Below are 22,512 nucleotides of genomic sequence, written 5' to 3' on the forward strand. Positions count from 1 at the left end.
CCGTTGTGCCTCTACCATACAGAAGAGGCACAACGGAAAGCTGCTTTTATTTTTTTGCTTACTCTATAATAGTTGCTTTATGCCCCGGCTACATCCGTTGTTGCGTGTAGGTATCATTGCCGTTAGCCTGTATCTGCTCTGGTTTTTTGGGTATGAGCAGTGGCTGGCACCAGATGGACGCTTAGACGCCGTGCTCATGCACAACCTAGCGGCCGCCGGCGCGGCTGTGCTGCGTATGGCAAACTACCAGGCTATGGTGCCCGATGCGCAATCCAACGTGCTGTTTCTCAATGGGGTGCCCGCCGTAGTAGTAAGTGCCCCCTGCGATGGATTGGTGTTGTATGCATTATTTACTGGCTTCGTGCTTGCCTTCCCAGGCCCAATACGCCATAAGCTGTGGTTTATTCCGCTCGGCAACTTACTGATCTACGGAATCAACGTGCTGCGTATTGCCGCCTTAGGTATCAACCAGTACTACGCACACGAGTCGGTGGATTTCAACCACCACTACACGTTTACGTTCGTTGTGTACGCCTTCATTTTCTTGCTCTGGATGTGGTGGGCCACGCGTCTGGCTACCCGCAAGTCTGCGCCTACCCAACCAGACACTACCTACGCGTATGCCTGAGGCTGCTCCCTACCCAATGCCAACACCGATGAGCATCTCTGCACCGCGCACGCTGCTGCGTTGGGGTGGAGTGGTACTGCTAGTGCTCTTCCTGTTTTGCCTGACGTGGTACACGGAGGAGTTCTACGCCTCTTTGACACCCGCATGGGAGCGTCTATTGGCTGCCATCGGTATCGGCTCTGCCATGCAGCACGATGAGGCCGCGCTGCACCTCATGAACCGGACGCGCAGTGTACCCGTTGCCGGCCTGTACGCTGTGCTGTACTTGGCTGCCTGCTTGGCATTAGTGCGATTGCTCTTGGTGAGTGCACAGCAATGGCGCTTGGCGATGTTGTTTTATGCAGTGGCAGGTGGAAGTGGGATATTGCTTTTGCTAGTAGGAAAACTGCTGGCCCTACCTGCCGCCTATGCCCTCAGCAGCCAGATCATTCATTTCATTCTGTCGCCGGTAGCTGTAATAATGCTGGTGCCAGTGCTACGGTGGTACGCACCCATCGCGCCGGCTGAAAGCACGCAGTAGGGTTCATCGGGTGTAAGGGTAAATGGGGTAGCAGGGTTGGAGTAAAAAGTTCCGACTATTTTAGCCGATGGCTGATGCAGTAGCAAGGCATATTGCTCCCGCATCAGCCATTGTTATTTTGCTTCTCGTCTTATGCGCCTTTCCCCCATCCTGCTTTTCCTGCTTCTGGCTGCCGCTTGCGTGCCGCTGGGCACGCCCATTACCAGCACCGATACCACCCGCCAGGCTGCGCCTACCCCTGGCCAGCAAACCACGCCGGCGTACTACGCCGACAAAACCCTGCGCTACCAGGATTATATCTATGACCCCAACGTGCGCTCGGTGCAGTGCTACGTGGGCACCAGCGGCAACACCGATATCTTCCAGCCGCCCATCGTGCCGCTGGCGCAGGGCTTACCCATCTTGCTGGAGTTTGATGTGCTGGGCACGCAGAGCCAGCGCCTCACGGCCAAGCTCATCCACTGCGACGTGGATTGGAAACCGTCCATCCTGACCGATATTCAGTTTCTGGACCAAATCAACGAGCAGCTAATTACGGACTACCGTACATCGGTAGGTACCAAGGTGCCTTACGTCCATTACAAAATGCAAGTGCCACGCGTGAAGCTCAGCGGCAACTACCTGCTGCTGGTGCAGGGACCCGGCAACACGCCGCTACTCTCGCGTCGCTTGCTGGTGTATGACACCAACGTGCAGCTGTTTTTGCAGCCCGGCCCTATTGCGGCCGGGGCCGAGCGTTATACGCTGCAACAGCTCAACTTCGGCATCAGCTACGCGGGCTACCCCATCATCAATCCCTCGCAGGAGCTGAAAGTGATTCTGCGTCAGAACTTTCGGTGGGACAATGCCAAGTACAACCTGCGCCCTACCTTCGTGCGCGACGCGGAACAGCGGTTGGAGTATCAGTACTTCAACTTCGAGAATGCCTTTCCGGGCCTCAGCGAGTTTCGGCCGTTTGACCTGCGCTCCTTGCAAGTGATGGGGGTAGGCATGCTGAAGCTCGACCAGCAAGCCGTACCGAAAGCGGTACTGCTCAACCCCGACGCTAGCCGGGCCGGGGAGCCCTACACCCAGTATCCCGATATCAACGGGCAGCGTCTATTTGAGAGCCGCGAGTACGGCAACGGCGACACCAACGCCGACTACGCCAACGTCACGTTTCAACTGCACGCCGAGCAGGCCGCGCCTGGCCCCGTGTACGTAATAGGCCAACTCACCGATTGGCAACTGCGCGAAGAATTCCGCCTCAGCTATGACGCCACCACGCAGTTTTATACGACCACGGTGCTGCTCAAGCAGGGCTACTACAACTACATCTACGCCACCCAAACTCCCCAGGGGGCAAATAGCGTGATGTGGGAAGGCTCGCACCAGGAAACCGAAAACCAATACGACCTCTTGGTATACTACCGCCCACCCGGCACCCGCGCCGACCTGCTCATTGGGTATCAGTCGGTGGATGTGAATAAGCGGTAGGGTAGAGGGCAAGGGTAGGATAATAGAACGTCATTCCGAGCTTGTCGAGGAATCTCGCTTGATAGTGATTTCTATCCGGCGTCAGCACGCGAGATTCCTCGACAAGCTCGGAATGACGTTCTTCTTAGAATGACGTGCCACATGAAATGACGTTCCAGCAAGTAGAAAACTCCGGTAGCGGTTTCCTATCTTTGCTTTCTACTTACTAAAGCTCAAACACCCCGCCGATATGAAATTTATCGTCTCGTCTTCCGCCTTGCTCAAGCAGCTCCAGAGCATCAATGGCGTAGTCACGAACAACCCCGTGGTGCCTATTTTGGAGAACTTTCTCTTCGAAATTGAGGACGGCAAGCTGACGATTACGGCCTCTGACCTGGAAACGTCGATGATGACGGAGCTGCCCGTGGAGGCCCGCGAAAGCGGCCGCATTGCGGCTCCGGCCCGCATTCTGCTCGATACGCTCAAGAACCTACCCGACCAGCCCGTGACGTTTACGCTGGATGAGGAAACCTATACCATCGAAATTGCCAGCTCCAACGGCCGCTACAAGCTGGCGGGCGAGAATGCCACCGATTTTCCCCGCGTGCCGGTGGTGAAAGGCTCGGCGCCGGTAGAGATTCCGTCGTCGTCGCTGGCGCGGGCCATCAACAAGACCATCTTCGCGGTGAGCACCGACGAGCTGCGCCCCGCCATGACGGGCATCCTGGTGCAGTTGGCTGATAATCAGGTGACCTTCGTGGCCACCGATGGCCACCGTCTGCTGCGCTACCGCCGCTCCGACGTGGGCGCGGGCCAGACGGCCAACATCATCATTCCGCGCAAGGCGTTCAACCTGTTGAAAGGCGCCCTACCCTCGGAGGCTACGCCCGTGACGGTGGAGTTCAACACCTCCAACGCCTTCTTCAGCTTCAACCAGATGCGCTTAGTATGCCGCCTGATTGACGAGCGCTACCCCGATTATGAGAACGTAATCCCCGTGAGCAACCCTAACCGCCTCATCATTGGCCGGCAGGAAATTCTGAACACGGTGAAGCGTATCAGCATCTACTCCAACAAAACCACTCACCAGGTGCGCCTGCGCCTGGCTGGCTCCGAGCTAACGGTTTCGGCCGAGGATCTGGACTTCTCCAACGAAGCCAAAGAGGTGCTGGCCTGCCAGTACGACGGCGAGGACATGGAAATCGGCTTCAATGCCCGTTTCCTGCAAGAGATGCTGTCGAATATTGACTCTGAGGAAATTACGCTGGAGCTGAGCACGCCCAACCGCGCTGGCCTGCTGATGCCTACCACGCCGGATGACAACGAGAACATCCTGATGCTGGTGATGCCCGTGATGCTGAACAACTATGTATAAGGGCTGAATAGTTTGATTGTTAAATGGTTGGTCGTACATACGGCTGACCATTTTTCGTATTAAACCATCCTGCTTTTTCTTTTGAATGCCGAATAGAAAACTATTTGGTCATTCAACCATTTACTCATTCACTATGAAGAAGTCTGAAATTCACTTTAGCATCGCCCTCGACGACCAAAAGGTACCCGAGGCCATCAGCTGGCAGGCCACCGATGCGGGGCCAAACATTCACTTTGCCAAGGCCATCAACATTGCCCTGTGGGACCGGGACGAGCGCGGCACCATGAAGATTGACCTGTGGACCAAGGACATGCCCGTAGACGACATGAAGCGTTTCTACGTGGATACGATGGGCGCTATGGCCGAGAGCCTGCAAACCGCCACCAGCGACGATAAAATGGCCCGCCGCATCCGCGAAGTATGCCGTGAGCTGATGGACCATATCGAAGAGGAAGAGCGCAAAGCCAAATAAGCCCTGTGCCCGTAATACACATAAAAGGCCCCGCCAAGTATTTGGCGGGGCCTTTTATATAAAAAGAAGTGGATCTTAGCGGCTGCCGTCGGCCTTTGCAGCGCCGCGGGCGCGGGTAGCAGCTGGGCGTGGGTCTGTCGTGTTTTTTGCTGGACCAATGGTAGCACCGTTGGTGCTAACGGGTGCAGGGTCGCGCACTGATTTCACAAACTGGGCATCGGCATTTTGCATCGCAAAGTCTTTTGCGACTTTGTTGTACGCAGCGCGCTGGCCGTAATAGTCGGTATACTGATCGTTACTCAAAACGCCTCGCAAAGCAGCGTCGCGTTGTCGGCACACCTCATCGCACTGCTGGTCGATGGCCTTTTGATTACCTGCATTTTGCTGCGCAATAGCAGCCATTTTTTGTGCCTGCGCAGCATTGATGGCCTCTACCCGGCTGGACTGGTACCCATTCAGGCGAAGGTCGCGGGCCATTTGGGCAGAGAGACGGTCCGCCTTGATTTCCTGGGCGTTCAGGCGAGGCGTACTCTGCGTTTTATCGCGGGGAATAACCGTAGAAACCTGCTGCGCCTGTGCGCCGAGAGCGGCTACAAGGACTAGCGCAACGGTAGCAATTTGCTTTTTCATGAGTATACAGTAGGAGCAGTTCAACATCACATGCCAAGCGGTATAGCTAAGGCACTACCCGCCAGCGTGTTCTTTTTAACGCATACGGGCGCGAAGTAGTTTAGCTGAGGCAGAAACCAGAACGTCATTTCAACCAGCAGAGAAAGCCCGCTGGTTAAAATGACGTTCTGGTTTATAGCTGTTGAGTTAAAAACTGTTCTTCCACATCATCGACTCCACTGGCTTATCGGTGCGGTCGTTGTACTTGGCGTTGGCTTTGCGATTGTAGAACGTCTGCACGTCGCCTTGCACAGCGAAGTAAATCAGTTGGCCCACCGGCATGCCGTGGTACACACGTACGGGCATTGACACGCTGATTTCCAGCGTCCAGGTGTTGCAGAAGCCAATGTCGCCCTTGCCGGCCGTGGCGTGAATATCAATGCCGAGGCGACCTACGCTGCTCTTGCCTTCCAGGAAGGGTACGTGCGCGTGGCTCTCGGTGTACTCTTCCGTCACGCCCAGGTATAAAACGCCGGGCTCCAGCACAAAACCTTCTTCTGTAATCTCGAATGTGCTGATTTCGTTGTGTTTACGAGCATCCAGTACGCTGTCTTTGTAGGTGGCCAGGTAGCGGCCCAGATGCACATCGTAGGAGTTGGTGCCAAGGCAGCCTCGCTCAAACGGCTCAATGACAATATTGCCCCGCTCTATTTCGGCGAGAATCTGCTGATCGGTAAGAATCATGAATTTCAATTAAAAATTAATTTGCTGCCCGTCATTTCGAACGCAGTGAGAAATCTCGCGTGCTGATGGCAGATACTAGCTTTCGTCAGCACGCGAGATTCCGCGACAAGCTCGGAATGACGGGCAGCGAACGGGTTGCAATCCTTCATTTTACTTCCTACTTAAAATCACTCGTCCTCGTATCGGTCAGAGGGAAGTTGGTCAGAGGAGCGGGTGGCGTGGGTAGGGTCTAGCTCGTTGAGGCGGGCGCGCATCTCGGGCAGCACGCTGGTGAGCACATAGAGCAAGCCCAGAGAGCTACTCAGGGCCAGTAGCAGCGTGAGGTAATCGAACCAGTCGTGGGTGCTGGGAACGTCGGCGGAGCGAATGATGGGGCCGCCAGAGCTAGGTGCTACCACCTCGGGCTGGGGCGCAACGTCTTCTAGCTCAGAGGCATCGCCGGAGGGCAGGGTAGTGGCATCGGCCGGCGGCACGGTAGCGGCATCGGTGGCCAGCTCGTCGGGCGTGGGGTCCTGGGAGGCGTTGAACTGGGCCGTGGCCTGCTTGATGATACGCTGTTCGGCGCGGATAAGGGCAATACGCTCGTCGCGCGGGATGACGCTGATGAAGAATTCGAAATTCTTATCGATGAGCAAGCCATTGAGCTGGCGCTCAAACTCAGCCAGATCGGTGCGGCCTTTACCAAAGCGGTTTTTGAAGCGCTCCGACAGGTCGTTATAGTTCAAGAATAGCTTTTTCAGTTCCGCGTTGCCATTAAAGTCGTCGAACTGCTTGCGCTGCTGTTGCGTGCGCAGCGACACTGGGAACTTGCGCCGCGTAAAGGTCTTGTCGTAGACCGTCTCCATGGTGCGGAAATTCAGCTCGTCCACGGTGCGGTCAAACAGCCGCTTGTTGGCCACGGCGGGTGCTTCGGCTTGCGCCCATGCTACTGCCGGCGCCAACCACGTCAGCAATACAACCAAAAATAAACAACGGACTTGAAGCATAGCGGCGCAGATTTGCCGCAAAGGTAGGCAATGCAGAGAGGTGAAATGGTGAAATTGTGAGTTTGTGAAATGGTGAGTGGAAAGCGCCTGTCATCCTGAGCTTGCGAAGGACCTTCTCACGCAAGAACGACAAGCGTACCAACGACTCGTTCAACTGTTATAAGGTCCTTCGCAAGCTCAGGATGACAGGCGCTTTCCACTCACCATTTCACAAACTCACCACTTCTACATCCCGTGTGCTTCGCGCAGAGACTCGCGGCAAGCGGTGAGGTACTGCTCCACTAGCTCATCGGTGATAGAGGTAGATACAAACAGCGCTTCAAACTGCGAGGGAGCTAGGTAGATACCCCGGTTGAGCATGGCGCGGAAATAACGCCCGAACGCTTCCAAATTGGCCTGCTTGGCGGTTTCGAGGTCCGTAACGGGCTGGTCGGTGAAGAACAGGCTGAACATGGAGCCTACCTGGTTCACGGTGTAGTTCAGGCCCAACTCGGCGGCAATCTGGCGGGTGCCATCGGCGAGGCGGGTAGTGGTACGCTCCAGTTGCTCGTATACCTCGGGGTGGCTTTGCAGGTAGCGCAGTTGCGCTAGGCCGGCGGCCGTGGCAATGGGGTTGCCGGAGAGCGTGCCCGCCTGATACACTTTGCCAGCAGGCGCTACCTGGTCCATAATGTCTTGGCGGCCACCGTAGGCACCCACAGGCATGCCGCCGCCGATGATTTTGCCCAAGGTCGTCATGTCCGGCACAATGCCGTAGCGCTGCTGCGCGCCGCCGGGCGCGAGGCGGAAACCGGTCATCACCTCATCAAAAATGAGCACGATGCCGTGCTGAGTGCACAAATCGCGCAGGCCTTGCAGGTAGCCGTCGGCGGGGGCTACCAGGCCCATGTTGCCGACCACCGGCTCTAGGATGAGGGCCGCAATCTGCTCGGGGTTGGCTTCTATGGCCTGACGGGCAGCGTCGAGGTCGTTGTAGGGTACGGTGAGGGTATCCTGGGCCACGCCACTGGTGACGCCAGGCGAGTCGGGCGTGCCGAGGGTGAGGGCGCCCGAGCCAGCCGCAATCAGGAAGGAGTCGCCGTGACCGTGATAGCAGCCCTCAAACTTCAGAATCTTGGGGCGGCCAGTGTAGCCCCGCGCCACCCGAATGGCCGACATGGTGGCCTCGGTGCCGGAATTTACCAATCGCACTTTCTCGATGCTGGGCACCATTTCTTTAATCAGCTCGGCCATTTCCACCTCGCGGCGGGTAGGCGCCCCAAACGACAGCGAGTGGGGTAGGGCCTGCTGCACGGCCGTGAGCACCACCTCCGGGGCGTGACCCAAAATCATAGGCCCCCAGGAGTTGATAAAGTCCATGTAGCGGTTGCCGTCCACGTCCGTCAGCCACGCGCCCTGCGCCGACTGCATAAACACCGGATGGCCGCCCACCGCCCGAAACGCCCGCACCGGCGAGTTGACCCCGCCGGGAATGTGCTGCTTGGCCTGCTCAAAGAGGGCTGCGCTTTGGGTGTGCGTCAGGGTAGGGGCAATCGTTGAATCGGAAGAAAGCATAGGGTAGAAAAGAGCCGAAGCCCGTGTAGTGACAAAGAAGTAGAACAGCCAGAAGGCCGGAAAGATGCGGGTAGGAAGGGAATACTTATGAATATATTCTGTCATCCTGAGCTTGCGAAGGACCTTCTCACGTTGTTACGAGTCGTTGTTACGAGCATCCTTCTGCCGTGATAAGGTCCTTCGCTGCGCTCAGGATGACAGATGATGGTAGAACGACGCGCTGAAAATTACTACTCCCCCACGGGGTTCTGCACTTCCACGTTCATGCGTTCCAGCTTCGTGATGGGTACATATTGATTATCGTGGGCGCCGCCGGGGTAGCCAATGCCTTGGAACAACGCGCCCGAAACCGGACCGGAATCAGACAATTGCTGCTGAAAAGCCGGGCCGGCATCGTGCAGGCGCTGGGCAAAGTAGTAGAGCATCTCGAAGCCCATATTAGCAAAAACCGACGGCGGCAGATTGTACTGCTGCGCGTAGAGCTGCCGGAAGCGGCGCACACCCAGCGCACCGGGGTCGAGGTAGTGAGGGTAGAGCATATACACGTCGCGGGCGTCGAGCTGGCTGAGACTAATACTAGGATTGTCCAGCCAGGCCGCGTAGGTGATGATGGGCATCGTTACTTTCTGAGCCTGCAAGCGCTTGAAGGTGTACGGCCCGGCCCGCCGGCCCGTGGAGGCCACCACCAAGTGCCCCACCGACTTCAGATCGAAACCTACGAACCCCTGCGCAAACACCGAATCGGTGCTGGTACCCACGGCGCGGCGCATGAGCTTCACTTTGCCACCCTGGGCCTCGTATGCCGCTTTGTAGGCTTGGGCAAAGGCCGCGTCGTCGCTGGTGTTGTCGTAGAGAATAGCGGCGGTGCGGTTGGTGAAGGTGTTGAGAGCAAAGCGAGCTGCCTGCTGGCCCTGGGTAGCGGAGCTGGGCTCATAGAGGTAGTGCCAGGCGTTGTTCTGCACCAGCTCCCCGTCCTGCGACAACGGATTGACTGTAATAATCTGCTTCTGCTGCGCGTAACGGGCCAGAATCTTGCTGCCTGATTTATACACTGGCCCGATAATCAAATCCATAGAAGCAAGCTCAGGTAAGGCCAGCACCCGCTTGAGCTGCAAAGTGTCGGCGCCGGTATCGTAGGCAAATACCTGCACCGGGCGGCCCTCGCGCTGCAAGGAGTCCTGCGCCAGGCGCATACCAGCGTACAAGTCCGTCACAAACTGCGTGCGGCGGGCTTGGGCGGCGTCGGTAAATTCAAATGGCAGCAGCACCGCAATGTTGTAGCTGTTTTTCTTGGCAGCGCCTACCTGGCGGGGCGAATAGCGGGTAGGGTCCAGCTTGAACTGCTCCACCAGCCGCGTGAGGGTCACCTTGTCGGCGGGCGTGTACCAGCCGCCTAGCAGCTTATCGGCGTAGACGCGGCCCAGAGTAGCGTTTTGCGGATAGCGTTGCAACAGCGTCTGAAACAGGGCGCGGTCGTTGAGGCGCGACAAGTAGTTGACTTCCATGGCCTCGCGCTCGGCTGTTAGCTTGCCGGCGGGTAGCTGCTGCAAGGTGCGCAGGGCGTTGTCGGGCTCGCCCTGCTCAAACGAAACCTGCCCTTGCAGGTACAGGGCATCAGGCACCAGCGCGGAGGTAGGGTACTCCGTGCGCAGCAGATTGAGCATCTGCTCGGCCTCCGGCCACTTTTTGAGGCGGGTGGCGGCCACGGCGTAGAGGTAGGCAGCTTCGGGGGCGCGCTCAAAGCGGGCAGCAGGCGGCGTGAGCGGTTCCAGCTCCTTCATCGCTAGCAAGTAGCTGCCTTGGTCCAAAAGGAGCTTGCCGTTCTGGTAGCGGGTGTTCTGCTCGGGGGTTGCAGGGGTAGGCATTTGCAAGGGCGCTTCCCAGGCCGCGTGGGCTACGTTGGGAAGTGCCAAGGCGCTACCCAGCACGCAAAGCAGTCGAATAAAAGAAAAAGGCCGCATAGCGAAATGGCAGAAATCGGGAAAAAGAGAGAAGGCTTGCCGCAGTGTACGGCGGAAGCGGCCGCAAAGGTATTACAGAAGTCGAGCCGGTGCTACGCCGGGTTTTTGGGCGGGGCGTTGTATCTTCGGAGAAACAAGCCGGCAGGTTGCCGGCCGCGGCGCCATCGGCTCGGCGCCGCCTCTCGCGTATGGCCACAACTATTCTACATGCACCGGCGCCGTTTCTGCGTAGGCGTCTCGGGCTCATCTTACTGCTAGGCATCTCATTGGCCCTCAGCTTTCTGCTGATTGCCTGCCGCGTGGTGTATACCCGGGAGCTGACGTTCGTGTTTTTGCTCTGGAACCTGTTTCTGGCCTTCATTCCGTTTGGCCTGAGCACCTTGCTGGGCCTCACCGACCGCCCCCTGCGGGCGCGGGTGCTGCTGCCGGTAGGGGCGGTGTGGCTGCTATTCTTTCCCAACGCACCCTACATCCTCACCGACTTGTTTCACCTCACGCCCCGTGCCGGCGTGCCCTACTGGTACGACCTAGCTCTACTGCTTTCCTGTGCCTGGAACGGCCTGATGCTGGCCTACGCCTCCCTGCTGGATATGCAAATGCTGGTGCAGCGCCGCCTGGGCGCGGCCGTGGGCTGGGGCTTTGCTACCGTAGCGCTGCTACTCAGTAGCTTCGGCGTGTATCTGGGCCGCTACCTGCGCTTCAACAGCTGGGATATTATCACCAATCCACTTATGCTATTCTACGATATCATGAGCCGCATCCTGCATCCCTTCGCTCACTTGGGCACCTGGGGCGTCACGCTGCTCTACGGGGTGTTTCTGCTGGTGGGCTACCTCACGGTGCGGCAGTTGGGGCAGCTTCGCAGCGGCGAGGAGGTAGGGTAGGAACGAGGTAGGGGCGGCTTGCAGCTGTCCGTTTTCGGTAGCAAGTACTGTTGCTCAACGTTGTCTGATTACTACCACGTTGAATTGACCGTAATGGTGGGCGCGTGCAACGCGCCCCTACTGCAACAGCCGCATGGTAGTATCCAGGGGCTGCTGGCGCAGAAGGGTGCGATATTCCTGCTCAATCATAGTCTGTTGTGCTCGTTGCTCCTTCTTTTTGAACAGGCGCACTTTGAACGGACCGGGTTGCTCGCGCCGCAGGTTCACATACAGCAACTGCCGTACCGCCCGCACCCGCTTGCCGGCCTGAATGCGCGCCACACGCTTCTGGTTGTTGCCGAAAAGCGCCTGAAACGGGTTCAACCCCACGTACAGGTTGGCCGGACCATTCAGCGAGTATGTGCCGCTCACCGACATACTGGTAAGGTTGCTATGCAAGGGCAAATGAGGAATCAGAATGCGGCCCCGGTCTAGGAAAAACTCGGCCTTCACGGGCTCGAAGTACAAGTGCCCGGCCCGCTCCTTACTGATGAGCTTGAGCGCATCCTGCAGCACCACCACGTTCAGCAGCTCCAGGTTTTGAATGTCGGTTTTGAGGTAGCCCAGGGTTTGGCTGAGGTGGGGTAGGAACTCGGCGTCGAGGTCGGTGCGCAGGTCGGCTTCGCATTGCATGGTGCCGCGCACGTTGGCGCTGCTCAGGGCATTCAGATTCAGTACTTCGGCTACCTCGGCCAGGGCAGGCAGCTGCACGTCGCGCAAGCGGGTTTGCACGTGCAGGGGGTGGTGGCCCGCTTCGGCATTGGTGCGCAGGCGGCCGCGTAGGGCCACATCACCCCCAAATGCCTGGAGCGTACACTCCTCCACCCGCGCCGAGCCGGCCTCCAGGGTAGAGCGCAGCCGGAACTGGGTGCCCTGCAACACGGCGTAGCGCACCCGGTCGGCGCGCACGCGCACCTGGGCCGTGATGGTGCCATCAAACAGGGGCGATACGCCCCAAGTGGGCTCGGCGCGCCGGGCCGCCCGTGCGGCCGGGGTGCGCGGGGCAAATAAATCGTCGGGTGGGTTGAGGCCCGACAGCAGCCGTAGCAACCGCTGAATATTGAGCGTACCGTAGGTGAAATCCACATCGGCGTGGGCCGAGGTGAGGCGTAACCCTTCGATATCGGCGTGGGCCTGCGCCCGGCCCTTGCCCCCGTCACTGGTTTGGAACGTGAGGTAGGGCACACGCAGGCTGGGTCCCTGCTTATCGAAGCGCAGCCGCAGATTGCGCAGACTCTCGCCCGTGAGCAAGTCAACCCGAGCTATTTCACACGTGAGCTGCCCACTCGATTCCAACAGCAGTTCGCGCAAGGAGGGGTCGGGGTCGGCACCGGCGGCCCGGCGGGCAGCGCGTTGCTGGCCAGGGGGGCGGCTCAGGCGTGTAAGCAACTTGCGGTAGTTGATAGTGCCGAAACGTAACGCCAGCTGCGCATCTACGGGCCTGATTTTGCCGGTAGTGTCGGTGGGCCAGCTTGCCTGCCCGCTGACTCGTCCACCCCACACCCGGCCCGCCAGGTTGGTGAGCCGAACACGCCGGCCATCGTGGCGTACTTGTACGGCCAGGTCGTGCAGGGTATCAGAGGGCAAAGTCAGCTGCTGGCAGCGCAGTTGCACATCCAGGTGTAGGCCCGTTGGGAAAAGATTTGCGTAGCGCGTCATGGCCTTGGCCGCGTTGCCCTGGCCCGCCGCCTTTATGCGCTTTTGTGTCGGCCGGGCCAGCAGGTAGCGCAGGCGCGGTACGTGCAGCTCATCCACCACAAACTGGCCTGATACGGTAGTAGTCGGGTATTGATCGGTGAGATAATCCAGCAAATGCACCGTGCGGGCATTGGCCCGGAAGCGCATCCCCGCCAGCTGCCCCGATACGTTGCGCAGCATCCAGAGGCTGTCTTGCAGGCCCAGCTGCACGTTTAGGTTGGTGATGTGGGCGTGACGGGTAGGCACAACGAAATGGGCATTGTGCAGGCCCACGGTGCCGTGCATACGCATAGCGGGTAGGGCGCGGGCAGGATTGGGGCCCGTAGGTAGTGGCCCACGCAACCGCAGATCCAGGGTAGCAGTGCCTTGCTGGGCTTGCCACAGGCCCGGAGCCACAATGGTGGCTAGGCTGCGCAACTCGGTTTGGCCCCGCACCCGGCCTATCAGGTAAGGACGCACAAAATTGCGGAGCGTCAGCGCGGCATCCAACTCTCCGGCTGAGGAGTAGATGCGGCAACGGGGTAGAGAGAGGGTAGTGGTAGCCGGGGCATGGTCTGGGCCATTGTCGAGGCGCCCCAGCAGGTCCCAGCGCCGAATGGCTCTACCCGAGTCGGGCCATACCACGCGGGCGTTGCGCAACCGGAAGGTGAGCACGTTGTGGGGGCGGGTAGTGGGGCCGCTCAGGCCCTGAATGGTATAGCGGATATGCGCTTTACTGTGGCTGCGCGCATCGGCCAGGTAGGCATGCAGGTTGGGGGGTAGGGCAGTGCGCAACACATCCAGCAGCGGCTGCTGGCCCACCATGCGTAGGTTGAGGCGCGAGCCGGTTTCGCGGTCGGTGGCGGCGGTGTGGGTGCCGCCCACGCGCACGGTGTCGCCGTTGAGGGTAGCGTACGTCTGCCAGAGCTTGCCCTGGCGCTGCCGAAAATCATACCGGTAACGGAGTTGCGCCCGCACCGGCTCGCCTGCAAATAGCGTGTTGCCCCGCGTGCGCAGGTAGAGCAGTTGCCCGGCCAGCGTTCCGCGCAAACGGGCCTGCTCATCGTACACCACCGCCGAAAGACGCGCTTGGTCCACCACGGCCGCAAAGGTGCTGTGCTTGTAGTCGTTGCGGGTGGAGAGGTGCAGATGCCGAAGCACCAGCGAGTCTAGTTTGAAACTGAGGGGCGGACCGGAGCCGGCCTCGTGGCGCCGTTTGCCGCGCAGGCCCCACTGTCGGCCCAGCGAATCAACCTGCTGATGAAAAAACACGTCGGTGAGTTGCAATCGGGTTATGCGGACCTTGCCGCGCAGGATCTGACTTAGTTCCAGGCGAGCATCGGCGCGGCCTACTCGCAGCACGGGCACTAGTTGCTGGTGGGCTGTATCGGTCAGCCCGAAGTTGCGCACCGAGATAGTGAAGTGCGGAAAATCGCGCAGGGGGGAGAAGTCCACGTCGAACCGCGACACCACCAAATCCGTGTTTTCGCCTACCCGCTGGCGCAACAGCTTCTTGGCTTGCTCCCGCCCGTACGTAGACCCCAGCAGCCACACGCCCCCCAGCAGCAACAGCAAGAGCAGCACGAAGCCAGCAGCGAGCAGCCGCCAGAGGGTGGAGAATTTCATAAAAAGGAGCGGGCAGAAAGCGGCCTAAAAGAAGGTCAGCATTGTGCAACTGTACGCAAAAAAAGCAGGAATGGACGCTTAGCAAATATTGAGTTTGGAAAGGAATTCTTTTTATTTAGAAAAAATCTAAATAAATTTGATTGCTACGTTAGCCTATGTCTTTCGACTTTTTTACTCCGCGTATGGCGCAGTTTTTTCATCACAATTCGTTTGGCTACTGCCTGCGGTGCCCGCGCACCCGGCACATGCATTTGTGCTTTGGCAATCTGGCGCTGGTAGCCACCACAGCAGAGTTTCAGGAGTTCCGGCGCTTTATTGAAGAGGAGCATGCGCGTAACCATTCCGCCTACCGCGACCCAGAAGCCCGCTGCATTGCCCTGCGTACCCCCACCGACCGTATGGCCCTGGTGCTCAGCTGGCAGGAGCTGGAGCAGCTGCACGAAATCCTGGAAAATACGGCCTTACTACTGGAGGTAGAAGCCTTGCTAGGGTAGGGGCAGCACGGAGAGTGTCGGCAAAAGGCTGTATACTAGAGGGCTCTTTTCTCTAACCGCACCCTAATCTATGCGACTTTCTCTCTTGCTGCTGCTTGCGGCGCTGTTCTCTGTGCAGCTAAGCTGTGCCCAGTCGGCCCGCTACGCCATCATCCCCAAACCCACGCACCTGCGCGAGCAGTCCGGCACCTTTGCGCTGCCTGCCAATCTCACCATCACCGTGTCGGAAACCGATGAGCAGATGCATCAGGTGGCCGATCTGCTGGCCGCACAGCTCGGTACGGCTACCGGCCGTCGGCCCAGCATTGCCACCGCCAAGCGACCCGCCAAGCAGGGTATCTTCTTCGCTCTCAACAAGAAAAGCAAGCTGGGCGCCGAGGGCTACGAGCTGCGCGTGACGCCCAAACAAGTCACCATCACGGCCGCTGAGCCGCAGGGGCTGTTCTACGGCATGCAGTCGTTGTTGCAGCTGATGCCGGTGGAGGTGTTCAGCCCTACCCCGGTGGCGGGCGTAACCTGGGCCGTGCCCTGCTGCACTATCGAAGACCAGCCGCGCTTTGCCTACCGCGGCATGCACCTCGATGTGAGCCGCCACTTCTTTTCGGTGGATTTCGTGAAGAAGTATATCGACTTGATAGCCCTGCACAAGCAAAATACCTTTCACTGGCACCTCACCGACGACCAGGGCTGGCGCATCGAAATCAAGAAATACCCGCTGCTGACGCAAATCGGCTCCAAGCGCGACCATACGATGATTGGCCGCTACGCCGACAACAAGTTCGACGATAAGCCCTACGGCGGCTTCTACACCCAGGACCAAATCCGCGACGTGGTGGCCTACGCTCAGAAGCGCTTCGTGACGGTAGTACCCGAAATCGAGATGCCCGGCCACACCGTGTCGGTGCTGGCGGCCTACCCGGCCCTGGGCAGCAACCCCGATAAGATTATACTCGTGACCGGCAAATGGGGCGTGTTTGAGGACGTGCTGTTCCCGCGTGAGCAAACGTTTCAGTTTGAGGAAGATGTGCTGACCGAGGTGATGGACCTGTTCCCGAGCAAGTACATTCACATCGGCGGCGACGAGTGCCCCAAGGTGCAGTGGAAGGAAAGCCGCTTCTGCCAGGACCTGATGCGCAAGGAAGGCCTCAAGGACGAGCACGAGTTGCAGAGCTACTTCATCCGTCGCATCGATAAGTTCATCACCAGCAAAGGCCGTCGCATGATTGGCTGGGACGAAATCCTGGAAGGCGGCCTCTCGCCCAACGCCACCGTGATGAGCTGGCGCGGCACCGAGGGCGGCCTCGCCGCCGCCCGCCAAAACCACGACGCCATTATGACGCCCGGTGAGTTCTGCTACCTCGACCATTACCAGGCTGACCCCAAAACCCAGCCCATCGCTATCGGCGGCTTTCTCACCACCGAAAAGTCGTATTCCTACGAGCCTACCCCTGATAGCCTCACGGCAGCCCAGGCCAAGCACATCATCGGCGTGCAGGGCAACGTCTGGACCGAGTATATGCTCACGCCCGAGTACGTGGAGTACATGGTATTCCCCCGCGCTACTGCCCTGGCTGAGGTAGGCTGGACGCCTAAAAAGGACAAGGACTACGCCGACTTCAACCGCCGCCTCGACGTGCACAAAAAGCGCCTGGACTTGCTGAATGTGAATTACTTCGGCGCGCCAATCAATGATAAGTTTACTTATCAATGGCCGGTAGAAGCCAAGAAGTAAACCGTCTGTCATCCTGAACGCAGCGGAGCGCAGTGAAGGACCTTATCACATATACTGTTCTTGTGTGATAAGGTCCTTCACTGCGCTCCGCTGCGTTCAGTGACAAACAGGTTTACGACCGAAGCCCCTTTGCACAACTGCCCGCAGGTTGTGCAAAGGGGCTTCGGTCGTTGAAAGGGGGTAGGAAAACCAGCGGTTGCGCGGTAGCAACCGCTTATATTGCATAGTCACTATTCTTATACCTACATCGTGAAGCTACCCTCCCTGCAACACCTTGCCGCCGAAGCAGCGCGGGTGGTGCGCCGCTTTCCGCTTACACTGCTTTGTGCATTTGTGCTCTGCGGGGTAGGCATCTATGTTATTCATCTTGATAACCAGAAGCAACAGGAACTGGACTGGCTTTTTTCGGCGCTTTCCACGGCTGGGTTAGGTCTTTCGAGTACGCTGGCGGTTGCCTTGGCAACCGAGCGGTGGCGCTGGGGGCCGGCAAAGCGTTGGGTAGCACAGGCCGTTGTGGTAGCCTTGCTGGCACTTTGGTACGCACTAGTGCCTGCGCAGCCCAACCTGGTGTGGGGCATCCGGTTGGCGCTATTGTTATTGGGAATGCACCTGGCCGTAGCCGCCGGCCCCTACCTGCCCGAGCTGCGCCGCACGGCCGATACGCCCGGCTTCTGGCGCTACAACGAAACGCTATTTCTGCGCATTCTGCTGGCCGGTATCTATTCCGGGGTGCTCTTTGTGGGGTGTGCACTGGCGCTGGTAGCCATCGATAATCTGTTTGATGTCAAGCTGGATGAGCACCTGTTCGGCTATCTGTTTGTGACGCTGGCCACGGTATTCAACACGTGGTTCTTCCTGGCCGGCGTGCCGCATAATTTTGCTGAGCTGGAGCAGGCGGCGCCCTACCCAAAGGCGCTGAAGCTGTTCACGCAGTTCGTGCTGCTGCCGTTGGTAGTGCTGTATCTGGTTATTCTGTACGCCTACCTGGGCCGCATCCTGGTGCAGTGGGAGCTGCCTAAGGGCTGGGTGTCCATCCTGATTCTGGCATTTTCGGTAGCAGGTATCTTCGCCTTGCTGCTAATTCACCCCATTCGCCACGCCGCCGAAAACACCTGGATTCGCACGTTTGCGCGCTGGTTCTACCGGGCGTTGTTTCCGCTGTTGGGGCTGCTGGCCGTAGCCATCGGCACTCGCATCCGCGACTATGGTATCACCGAGGAGCGGTATTTCGTGTTGGTGCTGGCGGCGTGGCTATTCTGCATGGCCGTGTATTTTTTGGTGCGGCGCGGCCAAGGTATCATCTGGATTCCGGCCTCGCTGGCATTAGTAGCGTTTCTGTCGGCTGCGGGACCGTGGAGCGCGTTTGCCGTGGCCCGGCGCAGTCAGCTAAAGCAACTGCGCGAAATCAGTGCGGAATACGGGCTTTTGAAGGATGGGAAGCTAGACGGAGCCGGGCAGCGTGTACCGAAACTGTCGTTGAACGCTCGCAAGCGCATTACGTCCATTTTTAATTTTTTTGCCGAACGGGAGGCCGTGGCACAATTGCAACCGCTATTCGCAGCAGAATTGCAGAATATGCCCGATTCACTACGTCTCAAATCAACCTGGATGCAGCAGAGTTGGCAAACAGACCGGCTCTTTACGCTTAGCGGCATAGAACGGGCTAGCTGGTATCAAACAAAGGAACACGATGAACTGTCGGCTTCTTTCCAGGCTGACGAAAATGATTTTGTAGCTCTCGGAGCTGGTCGTTATTGGATAAGAGATGTTGGTCAGAATCAATACATGTATAGCAAGGGCAATTTGACAGCAGAAATGGCAGTGCAGGAAGGCACTTTCCGGTTGCGTGCCAGGCAACAGGGGCGTGAGGTGGCGCTGGAGCAGCTTCGGGCCGATGGTAGCTGGCAGCCACTAGTAGCGGTGCAACTTGGCGTAATGGCTGATTCGCTGGCCCGCGTATACGGCCGCGACCTGCAATCTTCGGTTAAGCTGCCTGGTAAGAAGCTGCAGTTGCAAGCATCTACCGCAGGTGCCACGTTGCGTTTATTTCTGCAAAACCTCACGCGCAAACAGGTGCAGGATAGTGTATCCTATGATTTGGAAGCCCAGGCTCTACTAGAGCTTCACGAAAACAAGTAGCTTTCGAGCCTTGGCTTTAGTCCATAAGAAAGGCCGCTGGTATGCTACCAGCGGCCTTTCTTGTATGATGGTTCAACACTCACAATTTCACCATCTCACAACTTCACCATTTATTCCCACTCAATGGTAGCCGGTGGCTTAGAGCTGATATCATACACCACGCGGTTGATGCCGCGCACTTGGTTGATGATTTTGTTGCTGACCTCGGCCAGAAACTCGTAGGGGAGGTGGGCCCAGTCGGCCGTCATGCCGTCTACGCTGGTCACGGCGCGCAGGGCTACTACCTGCTCATAGGTGCGCTCGTCGCCCATCACGCCCACGCTCTGCACGGGGAGGAGCATCACGCCGGCCTGCCATACTTGCTCGTAGAGGCCGTGTGCTTTCAGGCCATCAATGAAAATGGCGTCGGCGCGTTGCAGGATGGCTACTTTTTCCGGGGTGATGTCGCCCAGAATGCGGATGCCCAGGCCGGGGCCGGGGAAGGGGTGGCGGTGCAGGATGTTATGGGGTAGGCCCAGCGCGTCGCCTACCTCGCGCACCTCGTCCTTGAACAAGGCCCGCAGCGGCTCCACAATCTTCAGGTTCATCTTCTCGGGCAGGCCACCCACGTTGTGGTGGCTCTTGATGGTCACGGCCGGTCCCTTCACCGACACCGACTCAATCACGTCGGGGTAGATGGTGCCTTGCGCCAGCCACCGGGCGCCTTCCACCTTCTGCGCCTCGCGGTCGAACACCTCAATAAACGTGCGGCCGATGGCCTTGCGCTTTTGCTCAGGGTCGGTGAGGCCGGCCAGGGCGGCATAGAACTCCTGCGAGGCATCTACGCCGCGCACGTTCAAGCCCAGTACTTTGTAAGCTTCCAACACGCCTTCGTACTCATCTTTGCGCAGCAGGCCGTTGTCCACGAAGATACCGTGCAGGCGTGGCCCAATGGCGCGGTGCAGCAGCAGCGCCGCCACCGAAGAGTCTACCCCACCGGAGAGGCCCAGAATCACCTGATCGGTTTCGCCGATGGTGTCTTGGAGGGCCGTCACCATCGCGTCTACGAAGTGCTCGGGTGTCCAGTCTTGCGCGCAGCCGCAGATGTCCACCACAAAGTTCTTCATCAGCTGCTTGCCGTCGGTAGAGTGCGTCACCTCGGGGTGAAACTGAATGCCATAGGTCGACTGGCCTTCCAGTTCATAAGCGGCCACCTGCACATCGGGGGTGCCGGCAATGGCCAGGAAGCCATCGGGCAGAGTTTTGATGGTGTCGCCGTGCGACATCCACACCTGCGAGCCGGGCTCTAAGCCGTTCAGCAACGGGTGGTGCTGGTTGATGTGCGTGAGGCGGGCGCGGCCATACTCGCGGATGGTAGCGGGCAGCACCTCGCCGCCGTTCTGGTGAGCCAGCAGCTGCGCGCCATAGCATACGCCCAGCACCGGCACCTGGCCTAGGTAGGCGCTCAGGTCGGGGTTGGGGGCGTCGGCCTCGCGCACGGAGCAGGGCGAGCCAGAAAGCACAACGCCCCGGATATCCTCGGTGAGGAGCGGGGCGTGGGTGTAGGGATGAATCTCGCAGTAAACATTCAGCTCGCGAATGCGTCGCGCGATGAGCTGTGTGTACTGAGAGCCAAAATCGAGGATCAGAATCTGTTCGGGCATGGGCAAAGGTACTGTGCAGAATGGAACGATTGCATAGCTGGCGCAGAATTTGGTAACTAATCAGAAAATAATTGATCTGAACATAAACAGGTGCGTATTCTTTCTAAAGTATGAATAATGCACTTATCTTCAGCTTATTGTGCTACCTGCCAACTTCACTTTGCATGCGCTCTTCTTCTGATTTAATTTCCCGCCCAGCTTACCTCTTCTTTTTTTTGCTGCTCCTACTGGGCTGCCTCGGCGTTGTGCCAGCGCAGGCGCAGGCCAGCCAAACCGCCCCGCTACCCCGTACCCTCACGGGCAAGGTAACCACCATTGCTGGCGCGCCACTGGCCGGGGCTACCGTATTGGTGCGTGGCGACCAGCGCGACAATACAGCCATAACCAACAAAGAAGGTATGTTTTTGCTGACCACCCGGCAGGTCCAGCCCGTGCTGGTGGTGAATTGCGCCGGCTATGAGGAAAATCAAGCCGACGTACCCCAAGACGGGGAAGCCGTCGTTTCGCTGGCCCCCATCGACAAATACAAGAAGCAATTGCGCAAACAAGGCAAGAAGGCGTACAAGGACTGGAACGGCAAAGGCAAGCGCAACTAGCCATAACTAGCATTTTTTCAGCGTGACAATCAGGCTACTGCGCGCTAACAGGGCTTGTTTCGAAGAAAATATTGCCCTGTTGCGCAGCAAAACCGGATAGCGTGCGTATCTTTGCACCGGCGAGTCAGAACGACCAGCTCCTGCTGAACTCCCCCAGGACCGGAAGGTAGCAAGGGTAGGCGGTTGAGCGGTGCGATTTTGGCTCGCTTTTTTTTGTCCTTGCCCCAACGCCCCGTAGCGCCGTACCGCGCAAACCGGTAGCTTTGGGGCATTCCTGCTTTGCGGCGGGTAGGAACAAAACGAAGCCGCGAGAGTAAGCGTATCACGGCCAGAGCAGCCGTTGCGCTCATGCAGCCAGTCATCCGTATGTATATTATCAAAGTAAAAGGCAAGGCGAAAATTCCGGATTACATCCAGCTACGGGACGAGCAGTTTGTGCTCATTGCCTATTTCCGCGCCGATCGTCCGCTCAAAGACCTGCACCGCTATGGCCTGGCTGGAAAGGAAGAGCCGTTGGCGGCCGTTATCGAAGGCCTTTCGTTCGGCAAGCTGCAAAAGCTGGAAGTGTAGCTTACACAAGGCTGCCAACTGTTTCTTTAAACTCTCACGAAAGGTAGCGTTGGGTATCTCTGAGCGCTATCTTTTTAATTTTTGCTTTCTATGTCCGCCGTTGTTGAGCTTCACGATGCCTATATCATGCAGGACGTTAATACCGTGTTGCAGCGCGTGACGTTTACACTGGGCAAAGGCGAGTTTGCCTACTTGGTAGGGCGTACTGGCTCGGGCAAAAGCTCCCTGTTGAAAACCTTGTATGCCGACCTGCCGCTAGGCGGCGGCATGGCCGCCGTGGTCGACTACCCGTTGCAGAAGTTGGCGGCCAGCAAAGTGCCCTACCTACGCCGTAAGCTGGGTATCATTTTTCAGGATTTTCAGTTACTGTTCGATCGGTCGGTGGCTGATAACCTGCTATTTGTATTGAACGCTACTGGCTGGAGAGGCAAAGCCCGCAAGAAGCAGCGTATTTCGGAGGTGCTGATGCGGGTAGGGCTGGCCAACGCGGCCAGCAAGATGCCCCACCAGCTTTCCGGAGGCGAGCAGCAGCGCGTCGTGATTGCCCGCGCCTTGCTCAACGAGCCCTTGCTGCTGCTTGCTGATGAGCCTACCGGCAACCTCGACCCCGACGTGGCCGACAGCATTATGCGTCTGTTCGTGGAAATCAACAATGCCGGCACAGCCGTGCTCATGGCCACGCACAACTACCAGATTATCCAGCACTACCCGCGCCGCGTGCTGCGTTGCCAAGACGGCCAGCTGCTGGATTCTACGGCTGCTGATTTTAGGGGAGTAAGCGGAATGGAGAATTCTTAATTTTTAATTG

Annotated in this window: 18 protein-coding genes, 1 other RNA gene and 1 pseudogene; 13 read left to right on the plus strand and 7 right to left on the minus strand. The window is 58.3% G+C overall.

What is annotated here, in order from left to right:
- Positions 1 to 4: 4 nt before the first annotated feature.
- The 5 genes and pseudogenes from xrtX to gldC form a co-directional block, all read left to right on the plus strand.
- Positions 5 to 628: pseudogene (gene xrtX / locus H8B15_RS00175) on the plus strand (exosortase X); the annotation flags it as partial.
- A gap of 28 nt (positions 629 to 656) precedes the next feature.
- Entirely contained in the window at positions 657 to 1,148 is a 492-nt protein-coding gene (locus tag H8B15_RS00180; RefSeq protein ID WP_187317647.1) for an XrtX-associated membrane protein, read from the plus strand.
- A gap of 132 nt (positions 1,149 to 1,280) precedes the next feature.
- Complete coding sequence (locus H8B15_RS00185) at positions 1,281 to 2,624, plus strand: type IX secretion system plug protein (RefSeq protein WP_187317648.1); 1,344 nt, start codon at positions 1,281 to 1,283, stop codon at positions 2,622 to 2,624.
- 229 nt (positions 2,625 to 2,853) lie between these two features.
- Positions 2,854 to 3,978 (plus strand): DNA polymerase III subunit beta, encoded by a 1,125-nt coding sequence (gene dnaN / locus H8B15_RS00190; RefSeq protein WP_187317649.1) that lies wholly within the window; start codon positions 2,854 to 2,856, stop codon positions 3,976 to 3,978.
- A 133-nt stretch (positions 3,979 to 4,111) separates the two neighbouring features.
- On the plus strand, positions 4,112 to 4,450 hold the full coding sequence (gldC, locus tag H8B15_RS00195; RefSeq protein WP_185283191.1) for a gliding motility protein GldC: 339 nt from the start codon (positions 4,112 to 4,114) through the stop codon (positions 4,448 to 4,450).
- Positions 4,451 to 4,525: 75 nt separating this feature from the next.
- Here the strand turns inward: gldC and H8B15_RS00200 are convergent, their stop codons facing one another.
- The 5 genes from H8B15_RS00200 to H8B15_RS00220 all read right to left on the minus strand — a co-directional run bounded on the left by H8B15_RS00200 (position 4,526) and on the right by H8B15_RS00220 (position 10,304).
- Positions 4,526 to 5,080, minus strand: a complete 555-nt coding sequence (locus H8B15_RS00200) for a hypothetical protein (protein ID WP_187317650.1) — start codon at positions 5,078 to 5,080, stop codon at positions 4,526 to 4,528.
- A gap of 186 nt (positions 5,081 to 5,266) precedes the next feature.
- Positions 5,267 to 5,803, minus strand: coding sequence for a dCTP deaminase (dcd, locus tag H8B15_RS00205; RefSeq protein ID WP_187317651.1), 537 nt, complete (start codon positions 5,801 to 5,803; stop codon positions 5,267 to 5,269).
- 167 nt (positions 5,804 to 5,970) lie between these two features.
- Entirely contained in the window at positions 5,971 to 6,789 is an 819-nt protein-coding gene (locus H8B15_RS00210; RefSeq protein WP_187317652.1) for a hypothetical protein, read from the minus strand.
- Between the two features lie 225 nt (positions 6,790 to 7,014).
- The gene (hemL, locus tag H8B15_RS00215) at positions 7,015 to 8,343 is read right to left on the minus strand and encodes a glutamate-1-semialdehyde 2,1-aminomutase (protein WP_187317653.1); all 1,329 of its coding nucleotides are present in this window, start codon (positions 8,341 to 8,343) and stop codon (positions 7,015 to 7,017) included.
- A gap of 230 nt (positions 8,344 to 8,573) precedes the next feature.
- The gene (locus H8B15_RS00220) at positions 8,574 to 10,304 is read right to left on the minus strand and encodes an ABC transporter substrate-binding protein (RefSeq protein ID WP_187317654.1); all 1,731 of its coding nucleotides are present in this window, start codon (positions 10,302 to 10,304) and stop codon (positions 8,574 to 8,576) included.
- A 188-nt stretch (positions 10,305 to 10,492) separates the two neighbouring features.
- Here H8B15_RS00220 and H8B15_RS00225 point away from each other — a divergent pair, with 188 nt between their 5' ends.
- Positions 10,493 to 11,188, plus strand: coding sequence for a DUF1361 domain-containing protein (locus tag H8B15_RS00225; RefSeq protein ID WP_187317655.1), 696 nt, complete (start codon positions 10,493 to 10,495; stop codon positions 11,186 to 11,188).
- A gap of 117 nt (positions 11,189 to 11,305) precedes the next feature.
- On the opposite strand, the gene H8B15_RS00230 is transcribed toward H8B15_RS00225, so the two are convergent.
- Positions 11,306 to 14,530 (minus strand): AsmA-like C-terminal region-containing protein, encoded by a 3,225-nt coding sequence (locus tag H8B15_RS00230; protein WP_187317656.1) that lies wholly within the window; start codon positions 14,528 to 14,530, stop codon positions 11,306 to 11,308.
- A gap of 155 nt (positions 14,531 to 14,685) precedes the next feature.
- Here H8B15_RS00230 and H8B15_RS00235 point away from each other — a divergent pair, with 155 nt between their 5' ends.
- The 3 genes from H8B15_RS00235 to H8B15_RS00245 all read left to right on the plus strand — a co-directional run bounded on the left by H8B15_RS00235 (position 14,686) and on the right by H8B15_RS00245 (position 18,895).
- Entirely contained in the window at positions 14,686 to 15,024 is a 339-nt protein-coding gene (locus H8B15_RS00235) for a DUF6686 family protein (RefSeq protein WP_187317657.1), read from the plus strand.
- Between the two features lie 70 nt (positions 15,025 to 15,094).
- Positions 15,095 to 16,756, plus strand: coding sequence for a beta-N-acetylhexosaminidase (locus H8B15_RS00240; RefSeq protein WP_187317658.1), 1,662 nt, complete (start codon positions 15,095 to 15,097; stop codon positions 16,754 to 16,756).
- A gap of 249 nt (positions 16,757 to 17,005) precedes the next feature.
- Positions 17,006 to 18,895: a DUF4153 domain-containing protein gene (locus H8B15_RS00245; RefSeq protein WP_187317659.1), complete on the plus strand. Its 1,890-nt coding sequence runs from the start codon at positions 17,006 to 17,008 to the stop codon at positions 18,893 to 18,895.
- A gap of 110 nt (positions 18,896 to 19,005) precedes the next feature.
- Here the strand turns inward: H8B15_RS00245 and guaA are convergent, their stop codons facing one another.
- The gene (gene guaA, locus H8B15_RS00250; RefSeq protein WP_187317660.1) at positions 19,006 to 20,538 is read right to left on the minus strand and encodes a glutamine-hydrolyzing GMP synthase; all 1,533 of its coding nucleotides are present in this window, start codon (positions 20,536 to 20,538) and stop codon (positions 19,006 to 19,008) included.
- Between the two features lie 164 nt (positions 20,539 to 20,702).
- On the opposite strand from guaA, the gene H8B15_RS00255 reads away from it, so the two are divergent.
- The 4 genes from H8B15_RS00255 (at position 20,703) to H8B15_RS00270 (ending at position 22,502) form a co-directional block, all read left to right on the plus strand.
- Positions 20,703 to 21,134, plus strand: a complete 432-nt coding sequence (locus H8B15_RS00255) for a carboxypeptidase regulatory-like domain-containing protein (protein ID WP_187317661.1) — start codon at positions 20,703 to 20,705, stop codon at positions 21,132 to 21,134.
- A 116-nt stretch (positions 21,135 to 21,250) separates the two neighbouring features.
- Positions 21,251 to 21,347, plus strand: an RNA gene (gene ffs / locus H8B15_RS00260) — signal recognition particle sRNA small type.
- A gap of 153 nt (positions 21,348 to 21,500) precedes the next feature.
- Positions 21,501 to 21,704 (plus strand): fructose-6-phosphate aldolase, encoded by a 204-nt coding sequence (locus H8B15_RS00265; RefSeq protein WP_185283205.1) that lies wholly within the window; start codon positions 21,501 to 21,503, stop codon positions 21,702 to 21,704.
- A 90-nt stretch (positions 21,705 to 21,794) separates the two neighbouring features.
- Complete coding sequence (locus H8B15_RS00270; RefSeq protein ID WP_187317662.1) at positions 21,795 to 22,502, plus strand: cell division ATP-binding protein FtsE; 708 nt, start codon at positions 21,795 to 21,797, stop codon at positions 22,500 to 22,502.
- Positions 22,503 to 22,512 lie beyond the last annotated feature (10 nt).

The organism is Hymenobacter citatus (assembly GCF_014333615.1).
GTDB classification, from domain to species: Bacteria; Bacteroidota; Bacteroidia; order Cytophagales; family Hymenobacteraceae; genus Hymenobacter; species Hymenobacter citatus.